Origin of the sequence: Bacillus sp. JH7 (assembly GCF_001563515.1) — a bacterium.
GTDB classification, from domain to species: domain Bacteria; phylum Bacillota; class Bacilli; order Bacillales; family Bacillaceae_G; genus Bacillus_A; species Bacillus_A cereus.
In genome coordinates this window covers 2,333,467-2,359,893 of sequence record NZ_LPUS01000001.1, presented here as the reverse complement: position 1 = coordinate 2,359,893, position 26,427 = coordinate 2,333,467, and the positions used below count along the sequence as shown (strand labels likewise).

The window sequence follows — 26,427 nt, the reverse complement described above, 5'->3', positions numbered from 1 at the left end:
GTAAAGTAATCATCTTAAGTGACTCATGTTGTATAGGTAGCAGCGAAAACAGAAAGAGTTCTTTTATGGCGGACGGAGAAGTTGTTAGTGAAATACAACTAGGCAAGTTTAGGAATGATGATTTAAAAGCGCGAGAAGAGAAGTTGTTAAAATGGTTAGCTGTACTCGTATTTTAAAGACAAAAACTCCTATTGAATGTAGGAGTTTTTTCTTTGTTTGAAAGTTCAAAAAGATATATAATAATTTTCTGACTATTAATTTATGGAGGGGTGTTAATGAAAAATGAAACGTTACACACACAAGAAGACATTTTAAAAATGCTTGATTCATTATTAAGACCTGCAGAACCTTTTTGGAATGAATTTTATGAGAATAGAGAAAAGGATGTTCCATTTTTTGAAAATGTTCCAGATGAGAACCTAGTTTCGTATATACAAAAAGAGAGAGTTTCAAAAGGGAAAGTATTAGAACTTGGGTGTGGTCCAGGTAGAAATGCCATTTATTTAGCGACTCAAGGATTTGATGTAACAGCAGTGGATTTATCTGTAGAAGGCATTAATTGGGCTAAAGAAAGGGCATTGGCAAAAGAGGTAGCAATTCATTTTATTTGTGATTCAATTTTTAATTTAGAGGTTCAAAACGAATTTGATTTTGTATACGATTCGGGCTGTTTGCATCACATTCCACCGCATAGAAGAATAAATTATGTGGATTTAATTAAAAACTCATTAAAATCGGGTGGTTATTTCGGATTAACATGTTTTGCGGCAGGTGATTTAGATGAGCGAAATGGATCGGAAATAACAGATTGGGACGTATATAGAGGGTGGAGTCTACAAGGTGGTCTTGCATACTCGGAAGAAAAGTTAAGAGAGATATTTAAAGAATTTGAGGTAATTGAGATTAGAAGAATGAAACAAATGAAACAACCGAAAGAAATGTTTGGAGAATCATTTCTTTGGACAGCATTATTTAAGAAGAAATAATAAAGTAGATAATTGACAAACTCATCGTTTTTATAGACAATATATTAAAAGGAACGTACGTTTGGTTTTGTTGACGTATGTTTTACATAAATACATAACAAGGGGCTGTCTCCATATGAGTAACGCAAATCAAAAAATTACTACGTTTTTAATGTTTGAGGGCAAAGCTGAGGAAGCAATGAATTTTTATACGTCACTATTTGATCAATCAGAAATTGTAAGTATTTCTCGCTACGATGAAAATGGACCTGGTAAAGAGGGAACTGTAATTCATGCAACTTTTACGCTAAATGGCCAAGAGTTTATGTGTATTGATAGTTATGTAAATCATAATTTTACATTCACTCCAGCTATGTCTCTTTATGTAACTTGTGAGACAGAAGAAGAAATTGAAACGGTCTTTCATAAACTAGCGCAGGATGGAGCGATTCTTATGCCTTTAGGTTCTTATCCGTTTAGTAAAAAGTTTGGCTGGTTAAATGATAAGTATGGTGTATCTTGGCAGTTAACTCTTGCTGAATAAAAAAGAAAAAGCGTAGCTTATTTGTTTAATGGATTTAGTTAAAAGCTTGAAAAATGAAATAACATAAAAAAGCGTTCCAACTGTCAACAGATTTGGAATGCTATTTTTATGTGGAAGTGAGTTGTTTAAAACTTACCAATTCTACGATTATTTTAAATGAATGGAATAGATGTATAATTTTTTGTCTTTTTAGAATTTTTAGCGATTATTAGCGTTTATCTGTTAATATAAATATAGACAACTATGTATGAACTATCAGGCGGGTTAATAGAAAAAGGAAAGCATAAATAGTTAATAAGTTTACACTTAAAATGCAACTAGATTGTTAGGAGGAATAATTGTAATGGATACTACACAACAAAACAGTAATGCATGGGATAAGAAGGTGGAAGAAGGTTCTAGATACACGCAGTCTGTAAGTAGCGAGATTATTGAGAAAAGCAAATCAGGTGAATGGGAGATTACAGTCACTACGGAAAAATCAGTTCCTAGAGAATGGTTTCCAAAGTCATTAGATGGATTAAAGATACTTTGCTTAGCATCAGGTGGCGGACAACAAGCACCAGTTCTATCTGCTGCTGGAGCAGATGTAACAGTTACTGATATATCTAAGAAGCAATTGGAACAAGATGAAAAGGTAGCAAAACGGGATGGTTTAACTTTAAAAACCGTACAAGGAGATATGTCAGACCTTAGTGATTTTGAGGAAGAATATTTTGATATTGTTGTAAATCCTGTGTCTAATTTGTTTGTCAAAGATGTTCATCTTGTATGGAATGAAGTTTCTAGGGTTTTAAAGAATAAAGGTGTTCTTATTGCTGGATTTACAAATCCGTTACTATGGATTTTTGATGATAACCAAGAGCAAAAAGGTATTCTGGATGTTAAACATTCAATTCCTTCATCAACATTGGATTATTTACCAGAGGATGAAGTTCAAGATTACATCGATTCAAATCAAACAATAGAATATGCGCATACTTTAGAAGACCAAATCCAAGGCCAAATTGATGCTGGTTTTGCTATAACAGGTTTTTATGAGGATGATTTTGGTGGAACAAGGATATTGGATAAGCATATTAAAACATTTATTGCGACAAAAGCTATAAAATTAAAGATGGATTAAGAATTTTTGCTTGTCGCACGGGGCGTTAGTCGAAGAAGGCTCTTAAAATAGAAAAGGATGGTACTTTCCATCCTTTTCCTTATGTATTTTGAGTGTCGAAACTATTCTCAAAACAAGTTTTACACTACTAGTTGTATAATTAGGTTATGCTTTTATATTAAGAATTTTGCTGACCGAATCTTTTCCCGAGTTTAGCTAACAATTCAGGTTGATCGCTTTGGCTCATTATAACTTCAATAAAGATAAGTTGATTCTTATTAAAAATTATATTTGTTAAGACTTCTGCTAATTCTGCTTCATTTTCTATTTTAAATGTTAGACTTTTTTCTTCTGATCCAAATATCATTGATAGTTTATTGTAATCCCACATCTGTATGTCATTATAAGGTTGGTTTTGTCCGTGAATGGCACGTTCAACAGTGTATCCGTTGTTATTGATTAAAAATATAATCGGTTTTAAATTTTGACGTAGTATAGTTGATAACTCTTGGGCAGTTACTTGGAAAGAACCATCACCAATAATTAAAATGTTGCGCCGTGATAAATTGGCGAGCTGTGTACCAAGTAGAGCGGGCAGTGTATATCCGATAGATCCCCATAACGGTTGTCCTACATATGCAGTGTCATTAGGTAGAGGGATAGCAGCACTACCAAAGAAAGGTGTTCCTTGCTCTACAATTAAGACGTCGTTTTCTTGTAAGAAATGGTACATTTGCTGCCAAAAACGTTTTTGTGTGACCATTTGTGCTTTTGGATTGAACTCTTCAGTAAAAGGTGATGATTCTAAAATAAATGGCTTAACGTCAAGGGTATCTTTATTACGATGCTCAATTGAATCACTTAAATGTTGTAAAACATCCTGCATTACAACTGGACCGTATTTTTTATCTATAATTTTCACAGTGTAGGGATGGATTTCTATAACTTGTTCTTTTGTAAAACCTTGTGTGAAGCCGCCTGTAATAGTATCAGTTAACTTCACACCAATACTAATAATACAATCAGATTCATCAATTCTTTTTCGCAAGTACGGAGAACTTACATCACCAGTATAAACACCTATAAATTGAGGGTGTTTTTCTGGGAATATTCCTTTTCCCATACTGAACGTCGCGATGGGAAACCCAGTTTTTTCTACGAATTGATGTAAACTTTCTTTAGCATGAAATCGATCTACTTCAAAATCAGCTAAAATAACAGGTTTTTTGGCACTATTTATTTTTGAAATGGCATGTAGAAGCATTTTATTTAATGCTTCTTTATTACTTAAAATAGGTTTATTTATAATAGGTTCTGTCGGTTTATTAATTGGTTTATTATACACATCAATCGGCAAATTAATATGAACAGGGCGTTTTTCATTCCAACATGCACGTAAAACACGGTCAATTTCCTCAGCAGCATGCTCAGGTGTTACATTTGTTTGTGCTATAGTGATTTCTCGATACATATTGGAAAAGTGATCGAACTTTCCATCTCCTAACGTATGATGGACGATTGCTCCATTTTCCATTACTTTTGTTGGTGGCGTACCTGTAATTTTTATAACTGGCACGTTTTCCGCATATGAGCCAGCAATACCGTTAATAGCGCTTAATTCTCCAACACCGAAAGTAGTAATAAGAGCGGCGATTCCTTTTATGCGAGCGTACCCATCTGCTGCATATGCAGCATTTAATTCATTACAATTGCCAATCCACTTTAAATTTTCATGTGCTACTACATCATCTAAAAAGGCAAGATTATAATCACCAGGAACCCCAAATATATGTTCAATTCCTAATTCGTGTAGTCTATCCAATAAATATGTACTTACAGTATATTGTTTTTTCAAATGAATCATCTCCTAATTATGCAATGAATGTTTCAATAGACTGAACAAGTTCTAATGCGTTGATTAAAATATTCATTACTAGATTGTGGTATAATTTACATACAGGGGGAAAGTAGATGACACAACATAAAGAAGAACAGATGAATGAGGCATTAGCATTATTTTATTTTGCATATAAAACATTTACTGAAAAGCCAGATGAAATTATAAAAGAATATGGCATTCAACGAGTACATCATCGAATTTTATTTTTTATCGCACGTTTTCCAGGGATAAGTGTAAATGAGTTATTATCACTATTAGAAATAAGTAAACAAGCTCTCCACGGGCCGCTACGTCAACTTGTGGAAAAGGGCTTAATTGAGAGTAATGAAGCTATGCATGATCGACGTGTGAAACAGTTGTCTTTAACAGAAAAAGGTACAGATTTAGAGAAAAAACTGAGTGATGTACAAAGACAACAAATGGGTGCTATTTTTTCAAAATTTGGTGAATCATGTGAGGACAATTGGCACCAAGTTATGAATGAAATGGCAAATAGCCGATCAGGTTTTGATGCTTGGATATCGAAACGGGAAATACCAGTCGATCAAAAATAATGAAAAAGCTTCTGTTTTTATCGTTTGAAAAAGAACAAATTTTATCCATACATTTGGCAACTATCGATTGGTCATAGAGTGAATGGATAAAAAGATACATTACTAGATACTTTATACGTGTACGTAATGGAACAATAAAATTCACATTTCCGAAAGGGGAATTATAATGATAAAACTTGTACTTATTCGTCACGGACAAAGTTTATGGAATCTTGAAAATCGCTTTACTGGATGGACAGATGTTGATCTATCAGAGAATGGATTAAGTGAAGCGAGAGAAGCAGGAGCAATATTAAAGAAAAACGGATATACTTTTGATGTGGCTTATACATCTGTATTAAAACGCGCAATTCGGACGTTATGGATTGTACTTCATGAGATGGATCTTACTTGGGTCCCAATACATAAATCTTGGAAGCTAAATGAAAGACATTATGGTGCATTGCAAGGGCTGAATAAAGATGAAACTGCTCAAAAATATGGTGAGGAGCAAGTTCATATTTGGAGAAGAAGTGTTGATGTAAGACCACCGGCTCTTACTGAAGACGATCCTCGATATGAAGCGACCGATCCAAGATATAAAACACTCAAAAAAGGTGAATTTCCATTAACTGAATGTTTAGAGGATACGGAGAAGAGAGTACTTGCTTATTGGCATTCAGAAATTGCGCCGACATTAAAAAGTGATAATAAAGTAATTATTTCATCACACGGTAACACAATTCGCTCGCTAGTAAAATATTTAGACAACCTTTCAAGTGATGGTGTAGTTTCATTAAATATTCCAACTAGCATTCCGCTTGTTTATGAATTAGACGAAAACTTACGTCCGATTCGTCATTATTATTTAAGTATGGATGGAGAAGTACCTGAAGGGGAAATTCCGAAACATATTTCTTTTTAATACGAAAATTTGAAATGAATGCTTGTCTACATATACAATATAGACTCATGGTAAAGTGGAATTTTAATCAGTGGGGTCTTACTGCCCACAAATAGCAGGATAAAAGACGTGGTACCTTCTAATATATATGCGATGTAGCTAATTTTAGAAGCTTGTCCACGTCTTTTGTCATAAAGAGAGCAGCTTGCGCATGTAATGATATCGTGAGTAGTTTTTGAATGGAGGGTGATGTGATTAATGATCTCTAACATTCGAATTGGCTTATTTGTTTTAGCGATTGTCTTTGTAGTCCTTGTTTTCTTTTATTGGAAAAATGAAGAGTTGTACGAGGAGAAAAAGCAACGTATTAGAAAGACTTGGTATGGTTTGTTTATCATATCTGTCACCGTGTATTTCATGATAAAAGGAATCGATTTAACCCTCTGGAAAAATCTTTTAATGTTTACTGCAATGGTTATTTTTGTAGATATTGCATTCATTTTAACGCCTAATATTTCAGAAATATGGGGTGCGAAATTTAGCGATATTGGCAAGACAGTTCAATCCATAAAACGATCATTAATTGCATCTAAAGCGAGAGGAGAAATATACACGACAATTATTCAAAATGTTAATCCAGCAGTATTCGGTACGATGGAATGGCATACGGAAGAGGAATATACAAAGAGCTTAAATGCATTTTTAGATTCATACGGGGAAAAGATTGGCGCGAAAATTGTTGTTTTTGAAGCCGCGAAAGAATTAAATACAAACTTTCGTGGTATTCGCTCGCAATTTAGTATTATCGTTCCGTTAGAACATATGGAGCAATTGAATGAGCAGAAAGCGGTGCAAGTAGAAAATGTCGGGGTTATACCAGCAAAAATAGTAAGTGACGTTTTCATTGTTATTGATGGAAAGAAAAATAACCTGCAAGATCGGGATTTTGAAAATGTATATAATTTAACAATACATCATAGTTATTTTAGTAAATAAGGACAGAATCTTTTTCTGTCCTTTTCTTCTATACATAAATTAAAAACAAAATCCGACAAAGTTGAATAAAATTGGACAATCATTCCTACACTAGCATGTAGAGGTGATTGTAGTGGTAAAAGATTATGACAATGATTTTTTTAAAGAAGATAACGAAGATACAACAGATTTCTCTTTAATAAAAGGGGATACGTTGCAACAAGTAGAAGAATTAGAAGAAGAATTAAAAAGAAAATCATAAGTGTACACTCTTTTTACATTTGCTATATAATATAAATAAAAGGTTGTATCTTTTTGAAAAGGGGGAGAAGAGATGGCTGAAGTCAATGTACAAAAGTCTTCGTTTTTTAAAGAAAAAAAAGAAGAATCCAATACAGATTTCTCTCTTGTGAAAGGTGCATTAACGGAGAATATAAATCGGTTAGAGAAACTGATGAATAATAGTAGTTCAAAATATATACAGGTGAAAAAAACAAAAGAAAATGCATAGAGCATTTTCTTTTGTTTTTTTATTTAATAGTAAACTTATCTTTTACTTTTTCAGGTAAATCTGCTTTCTGAATCTCTTCATAGGACTTTACTTCAATTGATGATATTTCATTTTTGCTATTATCATCTTGATCTACATAAAGGCGTAAAAACGCGTCTTCATTTAATTTATGGTTGTTTTCTTTTTTTGTACTTCTAAATGTAATTTGTTTTTTGACACCATCTTCATCATATGCGGGCAGCGTATAGTTTCGTAAGTTTCTACCATCTACTTTTTCGATAGTTCCTTCGCCTTTTATCTGCATGTAATATACATCCTTACCAATTCTATTTAGTGACGCTCTCTCACAGCCAATAGTAAAACTAAAAAATAATAAACATAGTGTAATAATTGCTAAAAACTTTTTCATTTTCTTTATCTCCTTTAATGTGTTTCTTTAAAAAGTATACGACTATTATTAAATGAGAAAAATCGATATAGCTTACAACGCCCTTACAATATTGTAAGAGTGTTGTACATAAAATGAACAATAAAAGTTAAAAGAAAGGTAAAATAATGAATCATGGTATAATGATAAAAGACTTACATACTATTTTTTCATTTTGAGAGGAGCTTGAAAAATGTATTCTACTTTAGAACAATTAACAAAGCACCCTGTATTTTATCATTTTGCAGAAATTTCAAAGATTCCTAGAGGATCAGGTAATGAAAAGGAAATTAGTGATTATTTAGTGGGCTTTGCAAAAGAGCGTGACTTAGAAGTCATTCAAGATGAAGCATTAAATGTCATTATTAAAAAAGAAGCAACAGCTGGTTATGAAAATGTACCAGCTATTATTATTCAAGGTCATATGGATATGGTTTGCGAAAAAAATCAAGCAACAGTACATGATTTTGAAAAAGATCCAATTGAATTACGAATCATTGGGGACATGTTATATGCAAATCAAACAACTTTAGGTGCTGATAATGGTATTGCAGTTGCGTATGCATTAGCTTTATTAGATTCGAAAGAAATTCTGCATCCAGCACTTGAAGTCGTTATCACTACTGAAGAAGAAACGACAATGGGCGGGGCTTTTGCTATTGATCCAAATCATTTTGAAGGAAAGATATTTATAAATATTGATTCTGAAGAAGATCATAAATTACTTGTAAGTAGTGCAGGTGGTGCGAAAGCTGTTGAAACAATTCCCGTAATTTGGGATGAAGCGCCAGCGAATATGGATGCATACCGTCTATATGTTGGTGGTCTAAAAGGCGGACATTCTGGTATGGAGATTGATAAACAACGCGGTAATGCGAACAAAGTATTAGGACGAGTATTACGTGATTTATCAGCACGTACGGAGTTTTACATAAGTGAAGTTCACGGCGGATTAAAAACGAATGCAATTCCGCGTGAAAGTGTAGCTACAATTTTAATTCGTACAGAAGATGTAGGACAAGTAGAAGAAAAACTAGAATCATGGACACGTGTATTACAAGAAGAAATGCGTGCTGTTGATCCAGATGTTCATGTTACACTGACAAAATTGGATGAAACAGTTGAAAAAGTATTTGCTAAAGAGACACAAAAGCAGCTTATTTCATCATTATTCTTAATTCCGAATGGTATTCAAAGTATGAGCATGGATATTAAAGGTCTTGTAGAAAGCTCAACAAATTTAGGCGTTATTGAAACGTTGCAAGATGAAATTAAATTACGTAACGAAGTGCGAAGTTCTGTAAGTAGTTTAAAACAACATGTTGCAGAAGAAATCAAATATATTGCTGAATTAGTTGGTGCTACATTTGAAATAGAGTCAGAGTATCCAGAATGGCCATACAATCCAAACTCACAAATTCGTAATTTATTTGAAAAAGTACATCAAGAAAAATACAATAAAGAAATTGAAATCTTCGCTGTGCATGCGGGGATTGAGTGTAGCGCATTCGTTCAAAAGATGCCTGAATTAGATGCAATTTCATTTGGACCAGACATTTTCAACGTCCACACTCCAGATGAACATATCAGTATCTCTTCTGTAGTGAATAACTGGGGATTCTTCATTGATGTAATGAAGGGTACGAAAGAATTAGCTAAGTAATAACGACGAAATAAAAAGGAGCCTATAAAAATTTATAGGCTCCTTTTTTGTATTGGAATTTATCCCGCTATTTGCCGGGCAGCCCGATTGGTTCAACTAATAATCGTGGGGGATGAATAAAACCACTACTGATTAAAGTTTCACTTTATGAGAAGTCATTTTTCGTTAGTATGTAATATTAAGCTTGAACAATTAATAAGGATGAATTGTTGATGTTTTTTAGTACTAATGAAGGGGTGGAGAAATGAAGGAAAGAAAGCATTTTATTGTTTGTATGTTTTTATTGTTTTTCACATTTAGTTTTATTGGTGTTCAGAAAATAATAGCAGAAGAAGTTGAATTTTCAGGAACAACAGCTCCATTGAATGTAAATGTTAGAGAGGCAAAAAGTTTGAATGCAAATATTGTAGATGTGATTCCCGGAAATAAAAAAGTATCTTTTAAAGGATGGGAGTATGGTGAAGCGGTTAAAGATTACTGGACAGGAAATTTAGATAATCGTTGGTTTTATTATTTTAAAGATGGAAAAAAAGTATATGTAACGTCAGCGTATATTAATGGAAATCCCCCAAGTACACCAACAGACCGTAAATTATCTGTACCTAACATATTACAAGAAAGATCAAATTGGTGTTGGGCAGGCACTTCGGTTTCAGTTTTAAATTATTTTGGGAAAACTCCTTCACAAGATCAGTATGTTAGGTATGTTAAGGGTGGATCATATAATAATCCTGCAACTTCACGTGAAATACAATATGGATTATCGGGATATGGTGTTAGCTCAGCTATAAGTTCTGGAGCAAAATCTTATGATTGGTTCAAAAGTCAAATTAATAGTAATCAGCCGATGATTGCACTCATTATGTGGCAAAATGGAGCTAACATCGGACACTTTCTAGTACTTGATGGATTTTATAAAGGGACAAATGGAACAGATTATATAACATACATGGACCCTTGGTATGGTGATCATTATAATCATAATTTCAGTACGTTCCATAACAATAATAATTTTTGGTGGAGTGAAACTGTTTATAATATCCATGCAAACTAATAATATTAAAAGCGGGGGTTCATAAATGGGAAAACTACTTAAGCTTGTGATACTGTGCATGTGCTTAATGACCGTTATTATTTTCGCTAGTAAAATTAGTTATGCATCAAAAAATAAAAGTGAATCAGTACAATCGATCGCATTAAAAGATTATCAATATAGTAAGGGAAGTTCTTCTGAAAATTTAAGTTTTGAAAAAATAACAACATCTCCATTTTCGTTACCAATCTATGAAACAATTCCAGCACAGCAAATTTTAAATAGCTCTGAATTTAAGAATTTACTATTACCAACAAATGAAAAGCTGTGGTTTATTATGAAGGGTGAGCAGCCAGAAGGACTAATTGTTGCGAATGATACTGAACCGATTCGAACGGGCGGAGAAAATAGAAGTAAAGATTTATATGGATTATATAAAGCAATAAAAAATAATACAAATGAAACAAAAGATATTAGTTATTTCGAATTTGAAGGGCAAGGAATATTGGTAGTAAATCAAAATAATGATCAAGAAATATACCTTAGTAAAGGTGCCGCTGCCATATTAAAACTTCCTGCTGGTCAAAAAGTATTGAGCAGTGAAGTAATACAGAAAATGAAAGAGAGAATTGTAACTGGTTTTGAATAGTGGTAATATCTGATTTTTTTTGTTTATACAAGGTTGAATAGGGAACAGGATCAATGGTAGCATTAGGGCATCTTTACTGTTTGAAACCTAATAGTGTATATAAAAAGGTTAGAGAAGTTAATTCTCTAACCTTTTTATATTAATGTCTGAAATTTAAAAAGTGATGGAGTAAACCAAATAATAAAAGTTTGTCTGCTCTTCTATTTTTATTTGCAATTTAAACTCGTTATATTCCGCTATCTATTGTACAACCTTTTTACATAGCTGAATTTTTTTATTTGAAAATAAGGGTGCATCTATAAAACCATAATGATAAACTAAAATACCTAATTCCACTCTAGAATTAATATGCCATTTTTCTTTAATATGATTAATTATCGCTGAAATTCTTCGAGGGGTAACATATATTTTTTGGGAAATTTCTGCATCTGTATATCCTTTTGCTACATAAATAGCCACTTCTAACTCTCTTTCGGTCAACATTCTTTTCATAAAATACGCTCCTTCGAAATTATTTATATAAATATCAAAAGAAACTATTAAAAGAAATAAAGGTGAAAAATCATATTTATTTTAATCCGGCTATTTGCGGGTAGTAAGACTCCCACCTCAAAATCTAGATGTGGCAAAGAAGTCGGACTCCCTGTAAACGCCTGCCTGGGATGGACTAATAATCAGTGGGGGTGAATAAAACGCACATTGATTATTAGTGAACCATATTTTAATAATTTCTCGTATTGTGGTACAAGTTTGTAAAAGAAACTATAAATCCATATAATTAGTAATTTTAACTATATCAATTTTACATTACATTAAAAGTTGGAAAATATTCTTATACTCATAAAGTGTTACATTTGAGGGAGGAAAGATGGAATTCTACAATCTTGGTATTATTATTAAAGAACTTAGAAAGAAAAAAAACATGTCACAATCTGAATTATGTCATGGAATATGTTCACAAAGTCAAATTAGTAAGATAGAAAAAGGTATTATTTATCCATCTAGCATATTGTTGTATCAATTATCTGAAAGACTTGGTATTGATCCAAATTATATATTCGCACTAACCAAAAATAAAAAAATAAAATATATTGAAAATGTAAAATGTGTAATGAGAGATTGTGTAAAACAAAAACAATATAATGAGCTTTACGAAATAGTAAAAAAAGAGAAAAATGATGATAATTTCCAATCAAAAGAAGATAAACAATTTCTATTATGGCATGAAGCGATTGCTATATATTATGTAAATGGAGCAACAAGTAATGCTTTTGACATTTTAAATAGAGCACTAAAACAAACCTTAAGTAGTACTAACTTTTTATCAGAAAAAGAAATAAGCATAATGAATTCAATTGCTATAATACATGCAGAAAATGAAGAGTATGAGAAAAGTATAAATATATTAAAACAAAGTTTAATTAATTTTAATAAGATAGAATTTCCTAGAGAAAAAGAAATCAAATTAAGACTCATTCATACGTTAACAAAATGTTTACACCTTGCAAATCAATATGAAGAAGCAATAAAGTATAGTGAAATAGGCATAAAATTAGCCATAAATATGAATACTTTATACTTATTAGGTGAATTGTTTTTTGAAAAAGGTGCAATTTTATTGAAAGTTCAGCACTCTAATGAAGTTGGTTTAACAGACATAAAAAAAGCATTATTTATATTTGAACTAACTGAAAGAAAACAATATATAAAAATGATCAAGGAAAAATATATTAAAAATCAAGAATAAACAAGAAAGAATTTTAACATAAACTATTCCTAATTGTTATTTATTTCTAAAAAAAGTACTGTAATACGAACTATTCCTAATTGTTGTTTATTGCTAAAATGAATACCGTAATATTAGATAAATATAAAGGGTGGCATTTTATGAAATCAAGAGGAATTACTCGTAAAGCAGATAGTATGGGGCGTATTGTTATTCCAATGGAAATAAGACGGAGTTTAGGAATTGTAGAAAAAGATTCTCTTGAAATGTTTATAGAAGAGGATCAGATTATTTTACGAAAATATCAATCTCCAAGAGCTTGTGCACTTACAGGAGATATTTCAGACAGCAATATTTCGTTAGCGAATGGGAAGATTATTGTAAGTCCAAACGGGATGGAACTGTTAATAAAGAAGTTACAGCAATATCTTTTAAAGTAAAAGATAAGTAAGAACTTTAAAATAGAATATACTTGGAAAAAGTCCTCTATTCATTTAGGGGGCTTTTTTATTGTTATCAATAAAATTGAGAGGCCGTAGTTGGTTCAATGGAATACGGATTACCTTATAAATAGTCTGACTATTTTTTATAAAAAAACTATTTATTTACATTTTTTTGTTTCGTGTTATATTTTTAATGTTAACATAGTTGTATTGAAAATTCTGATTTTAAAATTAGGAAAACTTTAGAAAATGAAATACTCTTACTTGAATTGAAAATCATATAAACATAGTTTGAAAGTAAAGTATGAAAATGAATCAGATTTTCAAATTAAATTTGCCAAATCAATGGAGATTCGTGGGGGAAATGTAACTAAGAAGAAATCTCTTATACTCCATGTTTTTTATTTGTAAATCGGTAATTCTAATAGCTCTGACGAAAAGTAAAGGAGTAAAAAAGAAGTGGATAGTTTGTTTAATAGAAGATAGGGTGTAAAAAATAAAACAACGGAGGTTTTATAATGAATAAAGGAATACTGCAGATTACAGAAATTGAAGAAATTACTATTCCGAATCTATTGAAGGATAAAATGAAGAATCTGATAGAAAATGAATTAAAAACTCATAATCCTTATACTTGTGATCAAGAAATAGCAGCATATTTTTCAAAAGAGTGGCTTAATTGTGTGATTGACTATTCAAAGAAAACTCCGAATTCAGACATGAAAAATCTACTACATATGATAAAAATAGCGAATTGTGGTGGGAGCGTACCGCCTATCCTTATTAAAAATACTCCATGTGATCCTATAGAAACACTATTACCTGGGGAAAATCGCAGAGGTTTTAATTATGGTGAAGACGAACACGATAGAATGAAAAAATATTTTTATGCAGAATGGGTCACATGGCTTTTTGCCACACTTTTTAATTATGATGCTTTAATTCACCCATCCGAACATGCAGGGAAAAATAGATTTCATCTCATTTCACCTTTAAACAACGATGAAGTTTTGCGAAATGTCGGTGCAAGCACCGGTGGCGGGAACTTTTATCAACATAACGATGCCACAGTGTATACAGATATGAAAGACCAATCAGATATTGAAGCAAGATTGAAAACATTCAATACGAATTTAGAAATTGTATCAAATAGACTTAATAAATCCGTGGAACGAATAGTGTCTGAAATTACTTGTGGAAAATTTACTAGAGTTGATGCTCTTTTATTAAAAGGAGTGTTAAATTTAAAAACTCAAACTCATATTGGAACGCCAAAATTACTTCAAAAGCATCTTGAAGAAAATTTCTTCAGTAAAGATGACATATTGGCGATAAGTAAAATGCCTATTGCTCATATCGCAGGAATGGCTGATGGTGAAATATCGGGATTTGTAGGGGAAATAAACCAAATTATATTTTTAGATGATAATGGTGATATTATTGCAACTTGTTTAAATGGAGCAGAGAATAGATTGATTTATGTAGGAGAAAGTGAAGAAGAAAAATTGAAATTTGACATGTTTTTAGAACTCTTACGAACAACGCCTACTTATAAGGTTCCACTTACATCTGAAGATTTATTAATTATCCCAAATTCATACTATGGTAAACAAACAAATGTAACTCATGGTAGAGAAAGGTTATCTGAGGAAGAATATAAAATCCCGATTGGAAATAATAAATACGGAAGAAGAATTGTTTGCAGGCAATACGTTTCCAGCCGATTACGTGATCAGAAAGAAAGTTACTTTAAAGATTTAATTAACTAGTTTAAAGAGAGGAGGGAAGATGGGGAGGTTTGGGGTATAATAGCTCAAGCCTTCCCATATTCTTTGTATGGATTTTACTATTGAATTACTCATACTACTATTTTTAGTAGCTGTATTAGCAGGATGGATAGATACGATTGCTGGAGGCGGTGGTATGATAACTATCCCGATAATGTTATTAGTAGGTATGTCTCCTTCTGTAGCGATAGCAACTAATAAACTGCAAGGGAGTAGCGGAACTCTCATGGCAACAGTGTTTTTTATTAAGAAGAAAGAAATTAATCTTAAAGAAATGCGTTTGTCCATCTTAATGACCTTTTTTGGATCAGTTTTCGGTGGATGGCTTGTTTTACAGATACGAGCAGAATATCTAATTATGATATTACCTTTTTTACTTGTTTTTATTGGCATTTATTTTCTATTATCTCCAAATATAGCAAACGAAGATCGACCGAGAAAAATAAGTATGTTGTTGTTTGCGTTAACAGTGGCTCCGTTACTGGGATTTTATGATGGTTTCTTCGGCCCAGGAACAGGTAGTTTAATTGCTTTAGCGTTCATTCTTTTATGTGGATATAGTGCTACACGGGCGACTGCAAATGCTAAGATTTTGAACTTTACAAGTAATTTCGCTGCTTTGTTGTATTTTATTATTTTTGGCCAAATCGATTGGACAATTGGATTGATTATGATGCTTGGTCAAATAATAGGATCATATATTGGGGCGAAGATGGTGCTTACAAAAGGGACGGCATTAATACGACCAATAGTGGTTATTGTTTGCTTTGTCATGGCAATTAAGATTTTTTTACAAAATATGAACTAAATGTAATCAATATATTATTTGTATCAAAGTTAGAGTGTTTTCATGTTCCTATTGCAGTATTACGCTGTTTAAGATGTGTTCAAAATTACACAATTTGACTAGTGTAATGTATTGCGTTATGCTTTTTTATAGTATAAAAGAAAGGCTTGAAGATAATGATTCGTCGTTTGAGAAAGCTAAAAAATGTAGCAGTCGTAGTAAGCTTCTAAGTAAATAGCAATATATATAATACTTAGAAGCGAGGAATAAAGTTATGAAGCATCCATTATTTAATCATTGGTCAGAAACAAAGTATATAAAAGATATAGTAACAAATCCACTCATTGAAGTAGGAGAGTACTCCTATTATTCAGGCTATTATAGTCATCAAAATTTTGAAGATGGCTGTGTAAGGTATTTGTGGGGAGATGCTAAGTCCCAAGCACTGTTCAATCCAATTGAACAGATGGGATGGCACCTTGACAAACTCATTATTGGGAATTATGTTTGCATAGCAAGCGGGGTAGTCATTTTAATGGGTGGTAATCATAATCATCACTCAGAATGGATTACAGTATATCCATTCGCTGAGCAAATTAAACAATCATATGAACCTAAGGGAGATACAGTCATTAAAAGTGATGCTTGGATTGGAATGAATGCTATAATAATGCCTGGCGTTACTATTGGTGAAGGTGCAATTGTTGCTGCAGGATCAGTCGTAAGTAAAGATGTTCCGCCGTATACAATAGTTGGTGGAAATCCTGCTAAGGAAATAAAGAAACGATTCACTGATACAGAAATAAACATGTTAATGGAAATGCGTTGGTTTGATTGGGATAGGAAATTGATTGAGAAGGCAATTCCGCTGTTATCTAGTCCATCCATCGAACCATTATTTGCTTTTTATAAAAATGAAGTGAAAAATAAATAAATCAGTTAGAAAAACTACATCCAGTATAGGGTGTAGTTTTTTATTTTTTGTAAATGTGGAACAAATGTATTATTTAGATTGTCTATTAACTGTAATCCTAAAAAAATATGAAAGTGTGAATCATTTTGAAAAATATAAGGGGATTAAAAATAAGGATATGTGTGGGAATACAAAGTATTAGCGCACCTAAAAATGTCGGATGAGATGGTCTATATGAAAGCGATTCTAACGTTTTATATGTATATACAATTTGAGAACACTTTCTATTTTTTTGCGGGATTATGTTAGAATAACGCTTTTTTTAAGTACAAAGAAATTGGAGGTAACAGAAGTGAAAGGTATGTTTTGCAATAGAGTTATTGCAATAGTAACAGTGCTTACAATATTTTGTAGCATGGTCGTTACAATTGGAAAAGCAGCAGCGGAAACAGATCCTGCTATAGACGTTGAAGCAGGGTCAGCAATTTTAATAGAAGCAAATTCTGGAAAAATTTTATATGAAAAAAATGCAGATGAATCATTGGCAATTGCTAGTATGACAAAAATGATGAGCGAATACTTAGTTTATGAAGCGGTGGATAAAGGAAAACTTAAATGGGATCAAAAAGTTAAAATCTCTGAATATGCACATAAGATTTCGCAAGATCGTTCACTATCAAATGTTCCATTAGAAAATGGTGGCTCTTATACGGTAAAAGAGTTATATGAGGCAATGGCAATTTACTCTGCAAATGGTGCAACAATTGCTTTAGTTGAACAGATTGCTGGTAAAGAGGTCAATTTTGTAAAAATGATGAACGATAAGTCAAAAGAGTTTGGTATGAAAGATTATAAGTTTGTAAACTCTACTGGCTTAACAAATCAAGATTTAAAAGGATATCATCTAGAAGGGACAACTCTAGAAGAGAAAAATAAAATGTCTGCAAGGGATTGTGCAATTTTAGCACAACGTCTTATTCAAGATTTCCCCCAAATATTAAATACAGCAAAAATTCCTAAAAAAACATTCCAAGAGGGTGGTAAATATCCAATTGATATGGCGAACTTTAACTGGATGTTAAAAGGCTTAATTAAGCAATATGAAGGTGTAGATGGTTTGAAAACAGGAACGACTCCAGAAGCGGGAGATTGTTTCACTGGTACAGTAGAAAGAAATGGTATGCGACTAATTTCTGTAGTGATAAAAGCAAAATCTCATACGGCACGTTTTGATGAAACAAAGAAATTATACGATTATGGATTTGCGAATTTTGAAGTGAAGAATGTCTACGGAAAAGATTCAGTAATAAAAGGACATGAAACAGTTCGAGTGGCAAATGCAAAAGACAAAGATGTAGTAGTTCAAACGAAGCAAGCTGTTTCACTTCCAATGCCGAAGGGCAATAAAGACATTTATAAAAAAGAATTTAAAGTATCGAATAGGGAACAAGAAGCGCCTATTAAAAAAGGTGTAACAATTAGTAAAATGATTATCTCGTCTAAAGATAATACAGATCCTGGGTTCTTATCAGGTAATTCATTACAAATAGACCTTGTAACAAAATCTGATGTGGAACAAGCAAATTGGCTTACACGTTTTATACGTAAAACAGGATCTTTTTTTAGTGGTATGTGGGATCGTACGATTGATATAGTAAAAAGCTAATTTTATAGGATACAACTAAATATTAGTTTGAAACAAAAGGTTTCAAAGCACTATAGATTCTTATGTGGATAGCTTGGAATGTCAGGGTGTAATTTTTTCTTCTTACTTTGTGCATTGCAATGACACTACTTTTTTCTATAGTTTCGTATCATGTAATCGAAAAGAAATGTATCAACTGGGCAAAACAAATAACAACAATTTTTTTGAAAAAAAGTATAATTCCTAGGGAGATTTTATTTCTTTAGTAAATATACGAATATGACCGATTCCTTAGTATACTTGGGAATCGGTCAATTTTGGATTCTAAATGTAAATATAGTAAAGTGGAATATAATTGAAATCGAAAACCACTTAGAAATAACAATTACGGTGTGAGCTATTGTATAGTATAGATATGTTTAAAAATAAAGGGGGAATACATATGTGGAAGCGATTTGTAGCAATTGGTGATAGTTTTACAGAGGGGATAGGGGATGAAGTTGAGGGAATTGCATTAAAAAGCTGGGTAGATCATTTTGTTCAACTGTGTGAAAACGATATAGAATATGCCAATTTTGCAAAGCGTGGGTTAGTAACTGAAGAAATTCGCTTGCAGCAATTGGAAAAGGCGTTAACTTTTAATCCAGATTTGGTTAGTCTCATTGCAGGGGCAAACGATGTTTTAAAAGGACGTTGGAATCATGATGCATATAAGAACGATATGGAATTTATGATAGATACATTAAGTAAAGCAGGGGCTGATATTATTATAGCAAACCTTCCAGATTTTACAGTTAGGCTCCCTTTTGCTTCTGAAAAAAAACAAGTAATAAAAGAACAATTATTAGAGGCAAATGAAGTTATACATTCACTGAGCAGAGAGTATAAGCTTCATCATGTTGATTTTTGGAATCATCATTTAGTTAACGACAATACGCTTTGGTCTAAGGATTTAATTCATCCAAACTCAAAAGGATATGTAAAAGTTGCTGAATTAATTTTTAGTAGTTTGCCTGTACAGAAGACAAAATAATAGTTTGCAATGTAACGAATATGATATTAAGTGTATGAAGCTATGTTTTTTAGTAAATGGAAAGAACTAAACATTTAGCAAACAAAGCGTTTCTACGATATATTTCTACAGTAGTGCACAAATACAGAATCACAAAGAAAGATCACTTATGGAAATAGGTGGTCTTTAAATGTTTTTATAACTAAATTAGTATATACTGTATTACTAACAGTTTCGTACTACAAAAAAATTAAGTTCTCTTATAGAAAAACTGATATTATCTTAAAATATAATAACATGTTCAAATCATATTTTAGGTATGTATCCTAATTGTGAATGATGTGTAATTTTTTTGAAGTATAAATATCCAATAAATAAAATAGGTAGTAGGTGCAGAAGTATTAATACTATAGTATTCAATTCTTGTTATGAGTACATTAGTGATTGGTAATATTATATTTTTATTATCAACTTTAGTTATTGGAATTAATTTCCATAGAAAATATGTAGGATAAGAAAAAATAAATATACTTTATTGTATATTTATTTTTTTGTTTAGTAGGATTTATAGTCTCTATAAACTATTATGTTAATAAAATTAAAAAACTTAATTCTTGATATCCTTATGGCTAAAGCTATCTATAAAATGACAATATAACTAAATAATTGTTTGGTATGATTTGTGGATTTAGTTTTTTATCCGAATTTTCTGATTCAAATATTTCAACTTTATGAATATAGTAGGTGAAATATTTGTGTGATAGTATTTGAGATAGAAAAAAGCCAACTTTAAAAAGGATGTGAATTGAATGTGCAAACGACTGTAAAGGGTTATATTAAGGAAACGTTTAGCTGTTATTAGTGTAAGGTAAAGAAATATTTTGTAACAGTTGATATAAAAATGAAGAAATAGGTACGCTTTCGTTTGTCTGACTATTTTAAATATATGAAAAACAAGAGTGGTTTGAGTTTTGACGAAGTTAAATTCTAGGTGAGATGTCAATAATGATTAATTAAGTTTAATAAAGAGGTACCTTATACGCAAAAGCGTTTATATTAGTAACCTAAGGAGCTTGCTTTTATGAAAACTACTGATTCAAAAGGCCTATTAGGAAATAGGGTTTATTTACAAGTTTTCTCTGCCTATTCATTGCTTATGCTTGGTGTTTTTATTGATATGTTAGCGATTATGACTATAGTTGGGTTTGAATGGGAAGTAGATCCTACTATGATTGGATTGATTCCTGTTGCATATGCACTTCCTGGAATTATTTTTGGCTCATGGGCAGGTGTTATTGCAGATCGTTTTAGAAAAATTCCAATTATGATGTTCTGTAATCTAATGGTTGGTCTAATAACAATTGCTCTTTTATTTGTACAAGATATCCACTGGCTCTTAGTGGCATTAATGATTCGTTCCATTTTTATTGTTTTCTATTATCCTGCACAGCAAACACTAACAAGACAGATTGTATCCCCGGACTTGCTTACTAAAGCAGTAAGTATCAACGGAATAGTAGAGCAGGGTACAAAGATAGTAGGCCCACTTATAGGGGGCATGTTGCTGAGCTGGTTTCAACCAGAGTTCTGCCTCATTATAAGAGCTATAAGTTGTTTATTAGCTACCTTAGTTCTCATACCCACAATAAAATTTAAAGAAACTATATCGAAAGAATTTGTTGAAAAGCAAAAACAAAGTACTTGGACCGCTTGGGTACAAGGGTGGGGTTATGTGTTATCTAATCGGATAATATTATCAACCATGATTTTCGTTACAATAGCCATGGCAGTATTACAATTAGTAGACTCACAATTCCCAACTTTATTTAAGAGCTTATTCCCACATGATAAAAGTAAAATGGGATATATCATTTCTATTATTGGTCTTGGCGGAATACTTGGTGCATTACTAACTCAGAAATTAAAACAATTTCAATATGGCTGGGTAGTATGTGGAGGTATGGTTTTAATGGGAATTGGTTTTGGGGGGATTGGTTTGATAACGCCCGGTACGGTCTTCGTTTTAGCCTATTTAATTAGTTTTATCGCTGGTATCGGAAGTGGGCTGATGCTTGTATCTAATCAAGTCATATTACAAATAGAATCCGATCAAGATCAAGTAGGAAGAGTATTTGGTATTCAAAGCAGTTTAACAAATGCAGTTTTAATTATTTCTCCTGCTATGAGTGGTCCATTAGTGCATTTGTTTGGAGTAACTCAACTCTATGTTTATGGAGGGATTGGGCTTGTTATTATTGGAGTAATTGGAGTTTCACTGCAGAAATATTTATGGGCTAAACATAAACACGAACCTATAAGAGCAAATAATTTTTGAAGGGAAGATTTTTATGACCAATGAGGAATGTTATCCATTAAGCCATCCGCAGCGAAGAATATGGTATACAGAAGTTATTCATTCTGATAAAGGAATATGTAATTTAAGATTTTTATTTAAACTTCATCGAAAAATGAACTATTCAAAATTAAACCAAGTTGTGAATCGCGTTATCAGTGAAAATGACGGTCTGTGCATTAGGTTAAAAGAAAATGGGCATCAAGAACCTAAACAATATTTTATTAAACATGAAGAACAAGAATTTGAGTTTTTTGATTTCAGTAATGTGGAGAATACAAATTTGCTTGAGGAATGGATTGAGCAGAAAGCAAAAGAAACGTTTACATTATTTAATTCGAATTTATACTATTTCGCTTTAATAAAATTAAACGATAATGAATGTGCGGTCTTTGGAAATGTTCATCATATTATTATGGATGGTTTATCAATTCAAATATTTACTGAGCAGATTGCAAAATATTATTATGACATGCATAACGAGAATGAGGAAGGCGAAATTAAAAATTCATATGTTCAATTTCTGACTAATGAACAAACATACTTGAATAGTAGTCGTTTTCAAAAAGATCAAAAATTCTGGTTAGAGGAATTTAAAACACTGCCATCTGTGACCGGGTTGAAGCCTTATAATACGTACCAAGTTAGTACCAAAGCATCACGTGAGACGTTTATATTAACGGAGCATTTGAAGAGAAAGATAGAAAAATTTTCTGAAGATTACAAATTTAGTTTATACACCCTTTTTGTTGCTGCTTTCTCGTTGTCCATGTATCGGTGGACCTCATCGCTTGATATTGGTTTAGGAATGGCTTATGGCAACCGTATGACTAAAATGGAACGAAAATTGATTGGAATGATGGTGAGTACAGTTCCTTTAAGAATGGATATTGATCCAGAAGAAGAAGTACTTTCATTTATTAGTAGGGTGTCCAGAAAACAAAGTAAATCATTAAGACACCAGAAATATCCATTTGATTTGTTATTAAAGCAGATTAATAAAGAGAATAACAGTAATGTGAGACTTTTCGGAACTACGATTGATTATAGGGATCGTGATGAAAGTGGTGACTCACTATGGATTCCAAACCGTGAAGAAGTACAAGATTTTGCAGTGCATATTGAAAATCTAATTGATATAGACTCTTTACATGTACATATTGATTATCGTGAGGAGCTATTTTCTAAGGAAGAGATAGAACGATTCTTTAACGTTATGCTAGTGATACTGGAAAATATTTTTGAAAACCCAAAGCAGAAGGTGGCTGAAATAGAAATCATTTCTGAGGAGGATAAAAGAAAAAGTTTAGTTGAGTTCAACAATCCTAAACTGGATGTCCCGCCTCAAGTAACTATTCATGAAATGTTCGAACGGCAAGCGATGATTTATCCAAATGCTATTGCAGTTACGTATGAAAAAGAAAAAATTACTTATAAGGAGCTTAATGAACGTGCAAACCAGTTAGCTCATTATCTGCAGAAAAAAGGAGTAGGACCTGATACTTTAGTTGGACTGTGCGTTGAACGTTCCCACGAGATGATTGTAGGTATTTTAGGGATTTTGAAGGCTGGTGGGGCTTATGTCCCACTTGATCCAACATATCCAGAGCAACGACTTCAATATATTTTAGAAGATGCTAGCATTCAGTTATTCGTAACGCAAGAAAGTTTAAAAGAATTGAACTGGTTACCAGAAAATGTTGAGTCGATTTGCCTGGATCGTGATCAAGATGAGATTGGGAAAGAAAGTAAGACTTTTCCGGTTTCTGGTGTCGGTCCCCAAAATCTGGCATATGTAATCTATACTTCGGGATCAACGGGAAATCCAAAGGGCGTTATGATAGAGCATCACAATGTCATTCGGTTATTTAAATCGACGGATTGTTGGTATCAGTTTAATGAAAAAGATACTTGGACGCTTTTTCATTCGTATGCATTTGATTTCTCAGTATGGGAAATTTGGGGAGCATTATTATATGGTGGAAAATTAGTTGTTGTTCCGTACTGGATTAGTCGATCACCTAAGGATTTTTATCAATTATTGGTGGAGGAAGAAGTCACAGTTCTAAATCAGACACCTTCCGCATTTCGACAATTAATACAAGTGTGTGAAGAAGAAGATGAGAATAAAAATTTGCAGCTGCGTTATGTCATATTTGGCGGAGAAGCGTTAGAACCTACTAGCTTGTTACCGTGGTTTCAAAGGTATGGGGAGAAAAACCCACAGTTAATTAATATGTATGGAATTACAGAAACTACAGTTCATGTTACATATTATCCAATTACTTTAGATGATGTGCAGCAGGCTTCAAGAAGTAATATTGGAAAGCGGATTCCCGATTTAGAAGTGTATATACTAGACGCTTATCAACAACCTGTTCCTATAGGTGTTGATGGTGAACTTTATATTGGCGGAGCAGGGCTTGCACGTGGGTATTTAAATAGACCTGAATTAACAGCAGAGCGTTTTATATCTCATCCATTTAGTAGTGATCTGAAAGCAAGATTATACCGGACAGGAGACTTAGCGAGGTATTTGCCAGATGGGAATCTAGATTATCGTGGAAGAATTGATCATCAGGTTAAAATACGTGGTTTCCGAATTGAGATTGGGGAAATTGAGTCTACTTTACATACATATGCATATGTAAAAGAGGTAGTTGTAATTGTAAGAGAAGATCAGCCAGGCGATAAACGATTAGTAGCATATGTTGTAGGAGATGGAAATGTAGATGCGTGGAGAGAGTATCTTAAAGCGAAACTACCAAGTTATATGGTTCCTTCGGGATTTGTGGCGATGGAAGCTATTCCACTTACAGCTAACGGTAAAGTTGATCGTGAGGCCTTACCTATGCCGGAGGAAACGCAGATTAATAGTGAATGTGTTGGCCCTCGGAATAGTAACGAACAGATACTAACTACCATTTGGAAGAGAGTATTAGGTGTTAAAAAGGTGGGAATCTATGATAATTTCTTTGAAATTGGTGGCGACTCGATTCTCAGTATTCAAATCATATCTCAAGCAAGTCAAGTGGGGTTAAAACTTACTCCAAAGCAAATGTTTGAATGCCCAACTATCGCTGAGCTGGCACAAGTGGCTATAGAAACGCAGGGAGTACAAGCGGAGCAGGGAATTGTGATAGGTGATGTGCCTCTTACTCCAATTCAGTGCTGGTTCTTCGAGCAAGAACATCCACATACAGAGCATTGGAATCAATCAATGCTTTTAAGAGTAAAAGAAAGATTGGATGTGAAATTACTAGAGGGAGCGATATTAAATTTACTGAAACATCATGATGCTTTACGTTTCCGGTACGAACAGTTACCAAACGGAACGTGGAGGCAGAGAAATGAAGGGACTGATGAGCTGTCAGTACTCCATGTTGTAAAACGGAATCAAGTTAATGAAAAAGAGTGGAATAAAATAATACAAGAAGAGATGAATATTCATCAAGCTAGTTTCAATTTAATTACTGGTCCGTTAATGAAAGTAGTGTACTTTGAAGATAACTTGACTGAAAATGATCGAATATTCTGGGTGATACATCATTTAGTAGTAGATGGAGTGTCATGGAGGATTCTATTGGAAGATTTACAGGTGGTATATAACCAGATGAAACAAGGTCAAGAAATTCGCTTACCTGCGAAAAGTACATCTTTTAAAGAATGGTCTGAACGACTTCAGACATACAGTGATTCGGGTATTTCAAAAGAAGTAAAGGATTATTGGAATGAACAAGTAGAAAAAGAAACGATGAAAATTCCAATGGACTATCCAATACAAGAAACGACAGAAGAATCGATTGATCAAGTGACGAGGACTTTAGGAATAGAAGAAACACAAGCATTGTTTCACGAAGTTCTAGTCACTCATAAGACAAGGATTGATGAGGTACTATTAACGGCATTAGGACAAGCTATCGTCGATTGTACAAATCAGCAAACCGTTTCTATTCATCTAGAAGGACACGGGAGAGAAGAGATGATTGAAGGTATTGATTTATCAAGGACAGTGGGCTGGTTCACGAGTATTTATCCCGTTCATCTCAATTTTCAAGGAACTCAGACACCTATTGAAGGGTTAAAGGCAGTCAAAGAGCAATTGCGTCGAATCCCAAATCGCGGAGTTGACTATGGTATTTTACGTTACTTGAATAAAGGATTACTTCCGTTTTATCAGCAAAAGCCTTCAATAAGCTTTAACTATTTGGGCCAATTTGATCAGGTGTTTTCAAGGGACTCTTTGTTTATGCAAGAGACAGGATTTACATTTTTAGATCATGCTCCAGATTCCAAACCATCTCATCTAATTGATGTTATCGGAATGGTGAAAGATGAAAAGTTACATTTTATTTGGATGTATAGTAGGGAACAGTTTTCTAAATTAAAAATTCAAGTGATAGCAGATGGTATGTTGAGGCATCTTCGTCAACTTATAAATAAACCAACAACAGAGTCTGCTTTTACGGTATCAGATTTTGCTGATGCAGAGGATCTTACGGAAGAAAGCTTGAGCAAAGTATTACTTAAATTAACAAAGAAGAGGGTGTAA

The 26,427-nt window shown here is 32.8% G+C and carries 23 protein-coding genes and 2 pseudogenes; 22 read left to right on the top strand and 3 right to left on the bottom strand.

Annotated elements, in window-relative coordinates; translation table 11 throughout:
- Positions 1-18 precede the first annotated feature (18 nt).
- From AU379_RS30940 to AU379_RS11770, 4 genes and pseudogenes are all read left to right on the top strand, one after another.
- Positions 19-176 (top strand): annotated as a pseudogene (locus tag AU379_RS30940) (ABC transporter ATP-binding protein); the annotation flags it as partial.
- Positions 177-275: 99 nt separating this feature from the next.
- Positions 276-986 (top strand): class I SAM-dependent methyltransferase, encoded by a 711-nt coding sequence (locus AU379_RS11780; RefSeq protein ID WP_000787493.1) that lies wholly within the window; start codon positions 276-278, stop codon positions 984-986.
- A 115-nt stretch (positions 987-1,101) separates the two neighbouring features.
- A complete protein-coding gene (locus AU379_RS11775; protein ID WP_000063589.1) occupies positions 1,102-1,509 on the top strand; it encodes a VOC family protein in 408 nt (135 codons plus the stop codon).
- A 343-nt stretch (positions 1,510-1,852) separates the two neighbouring features.
- Positions 1,853-2,635 (top strand): class I SAM-dependent methyltransferase, encoded by a 783-nt coding sequence (locus AU379_RS11770; protein WP_000381800.1) that lies wholly within the window; start codon positions 1,853-1,855, stop codon positions 2,633-2,635.
- A gap of 157 nt (positions 2,636-2,792) precedes the next feature.
- Here the strand turns inward: AU379_RS11770 and AU379_RS11765 are convergent, their stop codons facing one another.
- Positions 2,793-4,478, bottom strand: a complete 1,686-nt coding sequence (locus tag AU379_RS11765) for an alpha-keto acid decarboxylase family protein (RefSeq protein ID WP_061139288.1) — start codon at positions 4,476-4,478, stop codon at positions 2,793-2,795.
- Positions 4,479-4,585: 107 nt separating this feature from the next.
- On the opposite strand from AU379_RS11765, the gene AU379_RS11760 reads away from it, so the two are divergent.
- The 5 genes from AU379_RS11760 (at position 4,586) to spoIISB (ending at position 7,437) form a co-directional block, all read left to right on the top strand.
- Entirely contained in the window at positions 4,586-5,068 is a 483-nt protein-coding gene (locus AU379_RS11760; protein WP_000191888.1) for a MarR family winged helix-turn-helix transcriptional regulator, read from the top strand.
- A gap of 166 nt (positions 5,069-5,234) precedes the next feature.
- Positions 5,235-5,972, top strand: a complete 738-nt coding sequence (gene gpmA / locus AU379_RS11755) for a 2,3-diphosphoglycerate-dependent phosphoglycerate mutase (protein ID WP_000594151.1) — start codon at positions 5,235-5,237, stop codon at positions 5,970-5,972.
- A 237-nt stretch (positions 5,973-6,209) separates the two neighbouring features.
- Complete coding sequence (locus AU379_RS11750; RefSeq protein WP_000624979.1) at positions 6,210-6,947, top strand: type II toxin-antitoxin system SpoIISA family toxin; 738 nt, start codon at positions 6,210-6,212, stop codon at positions 6,945-6,947.
- Between the two features lie 112 nt (positions 6,948-7,059).
- Positions 7,060-7,188 (top strand): hypothetical protein, encoded by a 129-nt coding sequence (locus AU379_RS11745; RefSeq protein WP_000237818.1) that lies wholly within the window; start codon positions 7,060-7,062, stop codon positions 7,186-7,188.
- A gap of 72 nt (positions 7,189-7,260) precedes the next feature.
- The gene (spoIISB, locus tag AU379_RS11740; protein ID WP_000852627.1) at positions 7,261-7,437 is read left to right on the top strand and encodes a stage II sporulation protein SB; all 177 of its coding nucleotides are present in this window, start codon (positions 7,261-7,263) and stop codon (positions 7,435-7,437) included.
- A gap of 19 nt (positions 7,438-7,456) precedes the next feature.
- On the opposite strand, the gene AU379_RS11735 is transcribed toward spoIISB, so the two are convergent.
- Positions 7,457-7,846: a YxeA family protein gene (locus AU379_RS11735; protein ID WP_000713864.1), complete on the bottom strand. Its 390-nt coding sequence runs from the start codon at positions 7,844-7,846 to the stop codon at positions 7,457-7,459.
- Positions 7,847-8,057: 211 nt separating this feature from the next.
- Between AU379_RS11735 and pepD the strand changes: the two genes are divergently transcribed.
- The 3 genes from pepD to AU379_RS11720 all read left to right on the top strand — a co-directional run bounded on the left by pepD (position 8,058) and on the right by AU379_RS11720 (position 11,209).
- Entirely contained in the window at positions 8,058-9,527 is a 1,470-nt protein-coding gene (gene pepD / locus AU379_RS11730; RefSeq protein ID WP_000287533.1) for a beta-Ala-His dipeptidase, read from the top strand.
- 244 nt (positions 9,528-9,771) lie between these two features.
- Complete coding sequence (locus AU379_RS11725; RefSeq protein WP_000664542.1) at positions 9,772-10,581, top strand: papain-like cysteine protease family protein; 810 nt, start codon at positions 9,772-9,774, stop codon at positions 10,579-10,581.
- Positions 10,582-10,606: 25 nt separating this feature from the next.
- Positions 10,607-11,209: a hypothetical protein gene (locus AU379_RS11720; protein ID WP_000517260.1), complete on the top strand. Its 603-nt coding sequence runs from the start codon at positions 10,607-10,609 to the stop codon at positions 11,207-11,209.
- A gap of 240 nt (positions 11,210-11,449) precedes the next feature.
- Here AU379_RS11720 and AU379_RS11715 read toward each other — a convergent pair whose 3' ends face one another.
- On the bottom strand, positions 11,450-11,701 hold the full coding sequence (locus AU379_RS11715; protein WP_000827561.1) for a LuxR C-terminal-related transcriptional regulator: 252 nt from the start codon (positions 11,699-11,701) through the stop codon (positions 11,450-11,452).
- A 376-nt stretch (positions 11,702-12,077) separates the two neighbouring features.
- On the opposite strand from AU379_RS11715, the gene AU379_RS11710 reads away from it, so the two are divergent.
- The 10 genes and pseudogenes from AU379_RS11710 to AU379_RS11670 all read left to right on the top strand — a co-directional run bounded on the left by AU379_RS11710 (position 12,078) and on the right by AU379_RS11670 (position 26,427).
- Positions 12,078-12,956, top strand: a complete 879-nt coding sequence (locus tag AU379_RS11710; protein WP_000397983.1) for a helix-turn-helix domain-containing protein — start codon at positions 12,078-12,080, stop codon at positions 12,954-12,956.
- 140 nt (positions 12,957-13,096) lie between these two features.
- A complete protein-coding gene (locus AU379_RS11705) occupies positions 13,097-13,375 on the top strand; it encodes an AbrB/MazE/SpoVT family DNA-binding domain-containing protein (RefSeq protein WP_000842216.1) in 279 nt (92 codons plus the stop codon).
- Between the two features lie 521 nt (positions 13,376-13,896).
- Entirely contained in the window at positions 13,897-15,147 is a 1,251-nt protein-coding gene (locus AU379_RS11700) for a hypothetical protein (protein ID WP_061139287.1), read from the top strand.
- 67 nt (positions 15,148-15,214) lie between these two features.
- On the top strand, positions 15,215-15,973 hold the full coding sequence (locus AU379_RS11695) for a TSUP family transporter (RefSeq protein WP_000347986.1): 759 nt from the start codon (positions 15,215-15,217) through the stop codon (positions 15,971-15,973).
- A 253-nt stretch (positions 15,974-16,226) separates the two neighbouring features.
- Positions 16,227-16,886 carry a CatB-related O-acetyltransferase gene (locus tag AU379_RS11690; RefSeq protein ID WP_000682538.1) on the top strand — a complete coding sequence of 220 codons (660 nt, stop codon included), beginning with the start codon at positions 16,227-16,229 and terminating at the stop codon, positions 16,884-16,886.
- A gap of 331 nt (positions 16,887-17,217) precedes the next feature.
- Positions 17,218-18,531: a D-alanyl-D-alanine carboxypeptidase family protein gene (locus AU379_RS11685; protein WP_061139286.1), complete on the top strand. Its 1,314-nt coding sequence runs from the start codon at positions 17,218-17,220 to the stop codon at positions 18,529-18,531.
- 92 nt (positions 18,532-18,623) lie between these two features.
- A pseudogene (locus AU379_RS30280) lies at positions 18,624-18,776 on the top strand (acyltransferase); the annotation flags it as partial.
- 176 nt (positions 18,777-18,952) lie between these two features.
- Positions 18,953-19,543 (top strand): SGNH/GDSL hydrolase family protein, encoded by a 591-nt coding sequence (locus AU379_RS11680; protein WP_000265875.1) that lies wholly within the window; start codon positions 18,953-18,955, stop codon positions 19,541-19,543.
- A 1,060-nt stretch (positions 19,544-20,603) separates the two neighbouring features.
- Positions 20,604-21,857: an MFS transporter gene (locus tag AU379_RS11675; protein WP_000858613.1), complete on the top strand. Its 1,254-nt coding sequence runs from the start codon at positions 20,604-20,606 to the stop codon at positions 21,855-21,857.
- A 13-nt stretch (positions 21,858-21,870) separates the two neighbouring features.
- Positions 21,871-26,427 (top strand): non-ribosomal peptide synthetase, encoded by a 4,557-nt coding sequence (locus AU379_RS11670; RefSeq protein WP_061139285.1) that lies wholly within the window; start codon positions 21,871-21,873, stop codon positions 26,425-26,427.

Bases quoted from the DNA above. Each gene is read 5' to 3' on its own strand.
- AU379_RS11780 (WP_000787493.1), top strand. From the start codon at position 276: ATGAAAAATGAAACGTTACACACACAAGAAGACATTTTAAAAATGCTT.
- AU379_RS11775 (WP_000063589.1), top strand. From the start codon at position 1,102: ATGAGTAACGCAAATCAAAAAATTACTACGTTTTTAATGTTTGAGGGC.
- AU379_RS11770 (WP_000381800.1), top strand. From the start codon at position 1,853: ATGGATACTACACAACAAAACAGTAATGCATGGGATAAGAAGGTGGAA.
- AU379_RS11765 (WP_061139288.1), bottom strand. From the start codon at position 4,478: ATGATTCATTTGAAAAAACAATATACTGTAAGTACATATTTATTGGAT.
- AU379_RS11760 (WP_000191888.1), top strand. From the start codon at position 4,586: ATGACACAACATAAAGAAGAACAGATGAATGAGGCATTAGCATTATTT.
- gpmA (WP_000594151.1), top strand. From the start codon at position 5,235: ATGATAAAACTTGTACTTATTCGTCACGGACAAAGTTTATGGAATCTT.
- AU379_RS11750 (WP_000624979.1), top strand. From the start codon at position 6,210: ATGATCTCTAACATTCGAATTGGCTTATTTGTTTTAGCGATTGTCTTT.
- spoIISB (WP_000852627.1), top strand. From the start codon at position 7,261: ATGGCTGAAGTCAATGTACAAAAGTCTTCGTTTTTTAAAGAAAAAAAA.
- AU379_RS11735 (WP_000713864.1), bottom strand. From the start codon at position 7,846: ATGAAAAAGTTTTTAGCAATTATTACACTATGTTTATTATTTTTTAGT.
- pepD (WP_000287533.1), top strand. From the start codon at position 8,058: ATGTATTCTACTTTAGAACAATTAACAAAGCACCCTGTATTTTATCAT.
- AU379_RS11725 (WP_000664542.1), top strand. From the start codon at position 9,772: ATGAAGGAAAGAAAGCATTTTATTGTTTGTATGTTTTTATTGTTTTTC.
- AU379_RS11720 (WP_000517260.1), top strand. From the start codon at position 10,607: ATGGGAAAACTACTTAAGCTTGTGATACTGTGCATGTGCTTAATGACC.
- AU379_RS11715 (WP_000827561.1), bottom strand. From the start codon at position 11,701: ATGAAAAGAATGTTGACCGAAAGAGAGTTAGAAGTGGCTATTTATGTA.
- AU379_RS11710 (WP_000397983.1), top strand. From the start codon at position 12,078: ATGGAATTCTACAATCTTGGTATTATTATTAAAGAACTTAGAAAGAAA.
- AU379_RS11705 (WP_000842216.1), top strand. From the start codon at position 13,097: ATGAAATCAAGAGGAATTACTCGTAAAGCAGATAGTATGGGGCGTATT.
- AU379_RS11700 (WP_061139287.1), top strand. From the start codon at position 13,897: ATGAATAAAGGAATACTGCAGATTACAGAAATTGAAGAAATTACTATT.
- AU379_RS11695 (WP_000347986.1), top strand. From the start codon at position 15,215: ATGGATTTTACTATTGAATTACTCATACTACTATTTTTAGTAGCTGTA.
- AU379_RS11690 (WP_000682538.1), top strand. From the start codon at position 16,227: ATGAAGCATCCATTATTTAATCATTGGTCAGAAACAAAGTATATAAAA.
- AU379_RS11680 (WP_000265875.1), top strand. From the start codon at position 18,953: ATGTGGAAGCGATTTGTAGCAATTGGTGATAGTTTTACAGAGGGGATA.
- AU379_RS11675 (WP_000858613.1), top strand. From the start codon at position 20,604: ATGAAAACTACTGATTCAAAAGGCCTATTAGGAAATAGGGTTTATTTA.
- AU379_RS11670 (WP_061139285.1), top strand. From the start codon at position 21,871: ATGACCAATGAGGAATGTTATCCATTAAGCCATCCGCAGCGAAGAATA.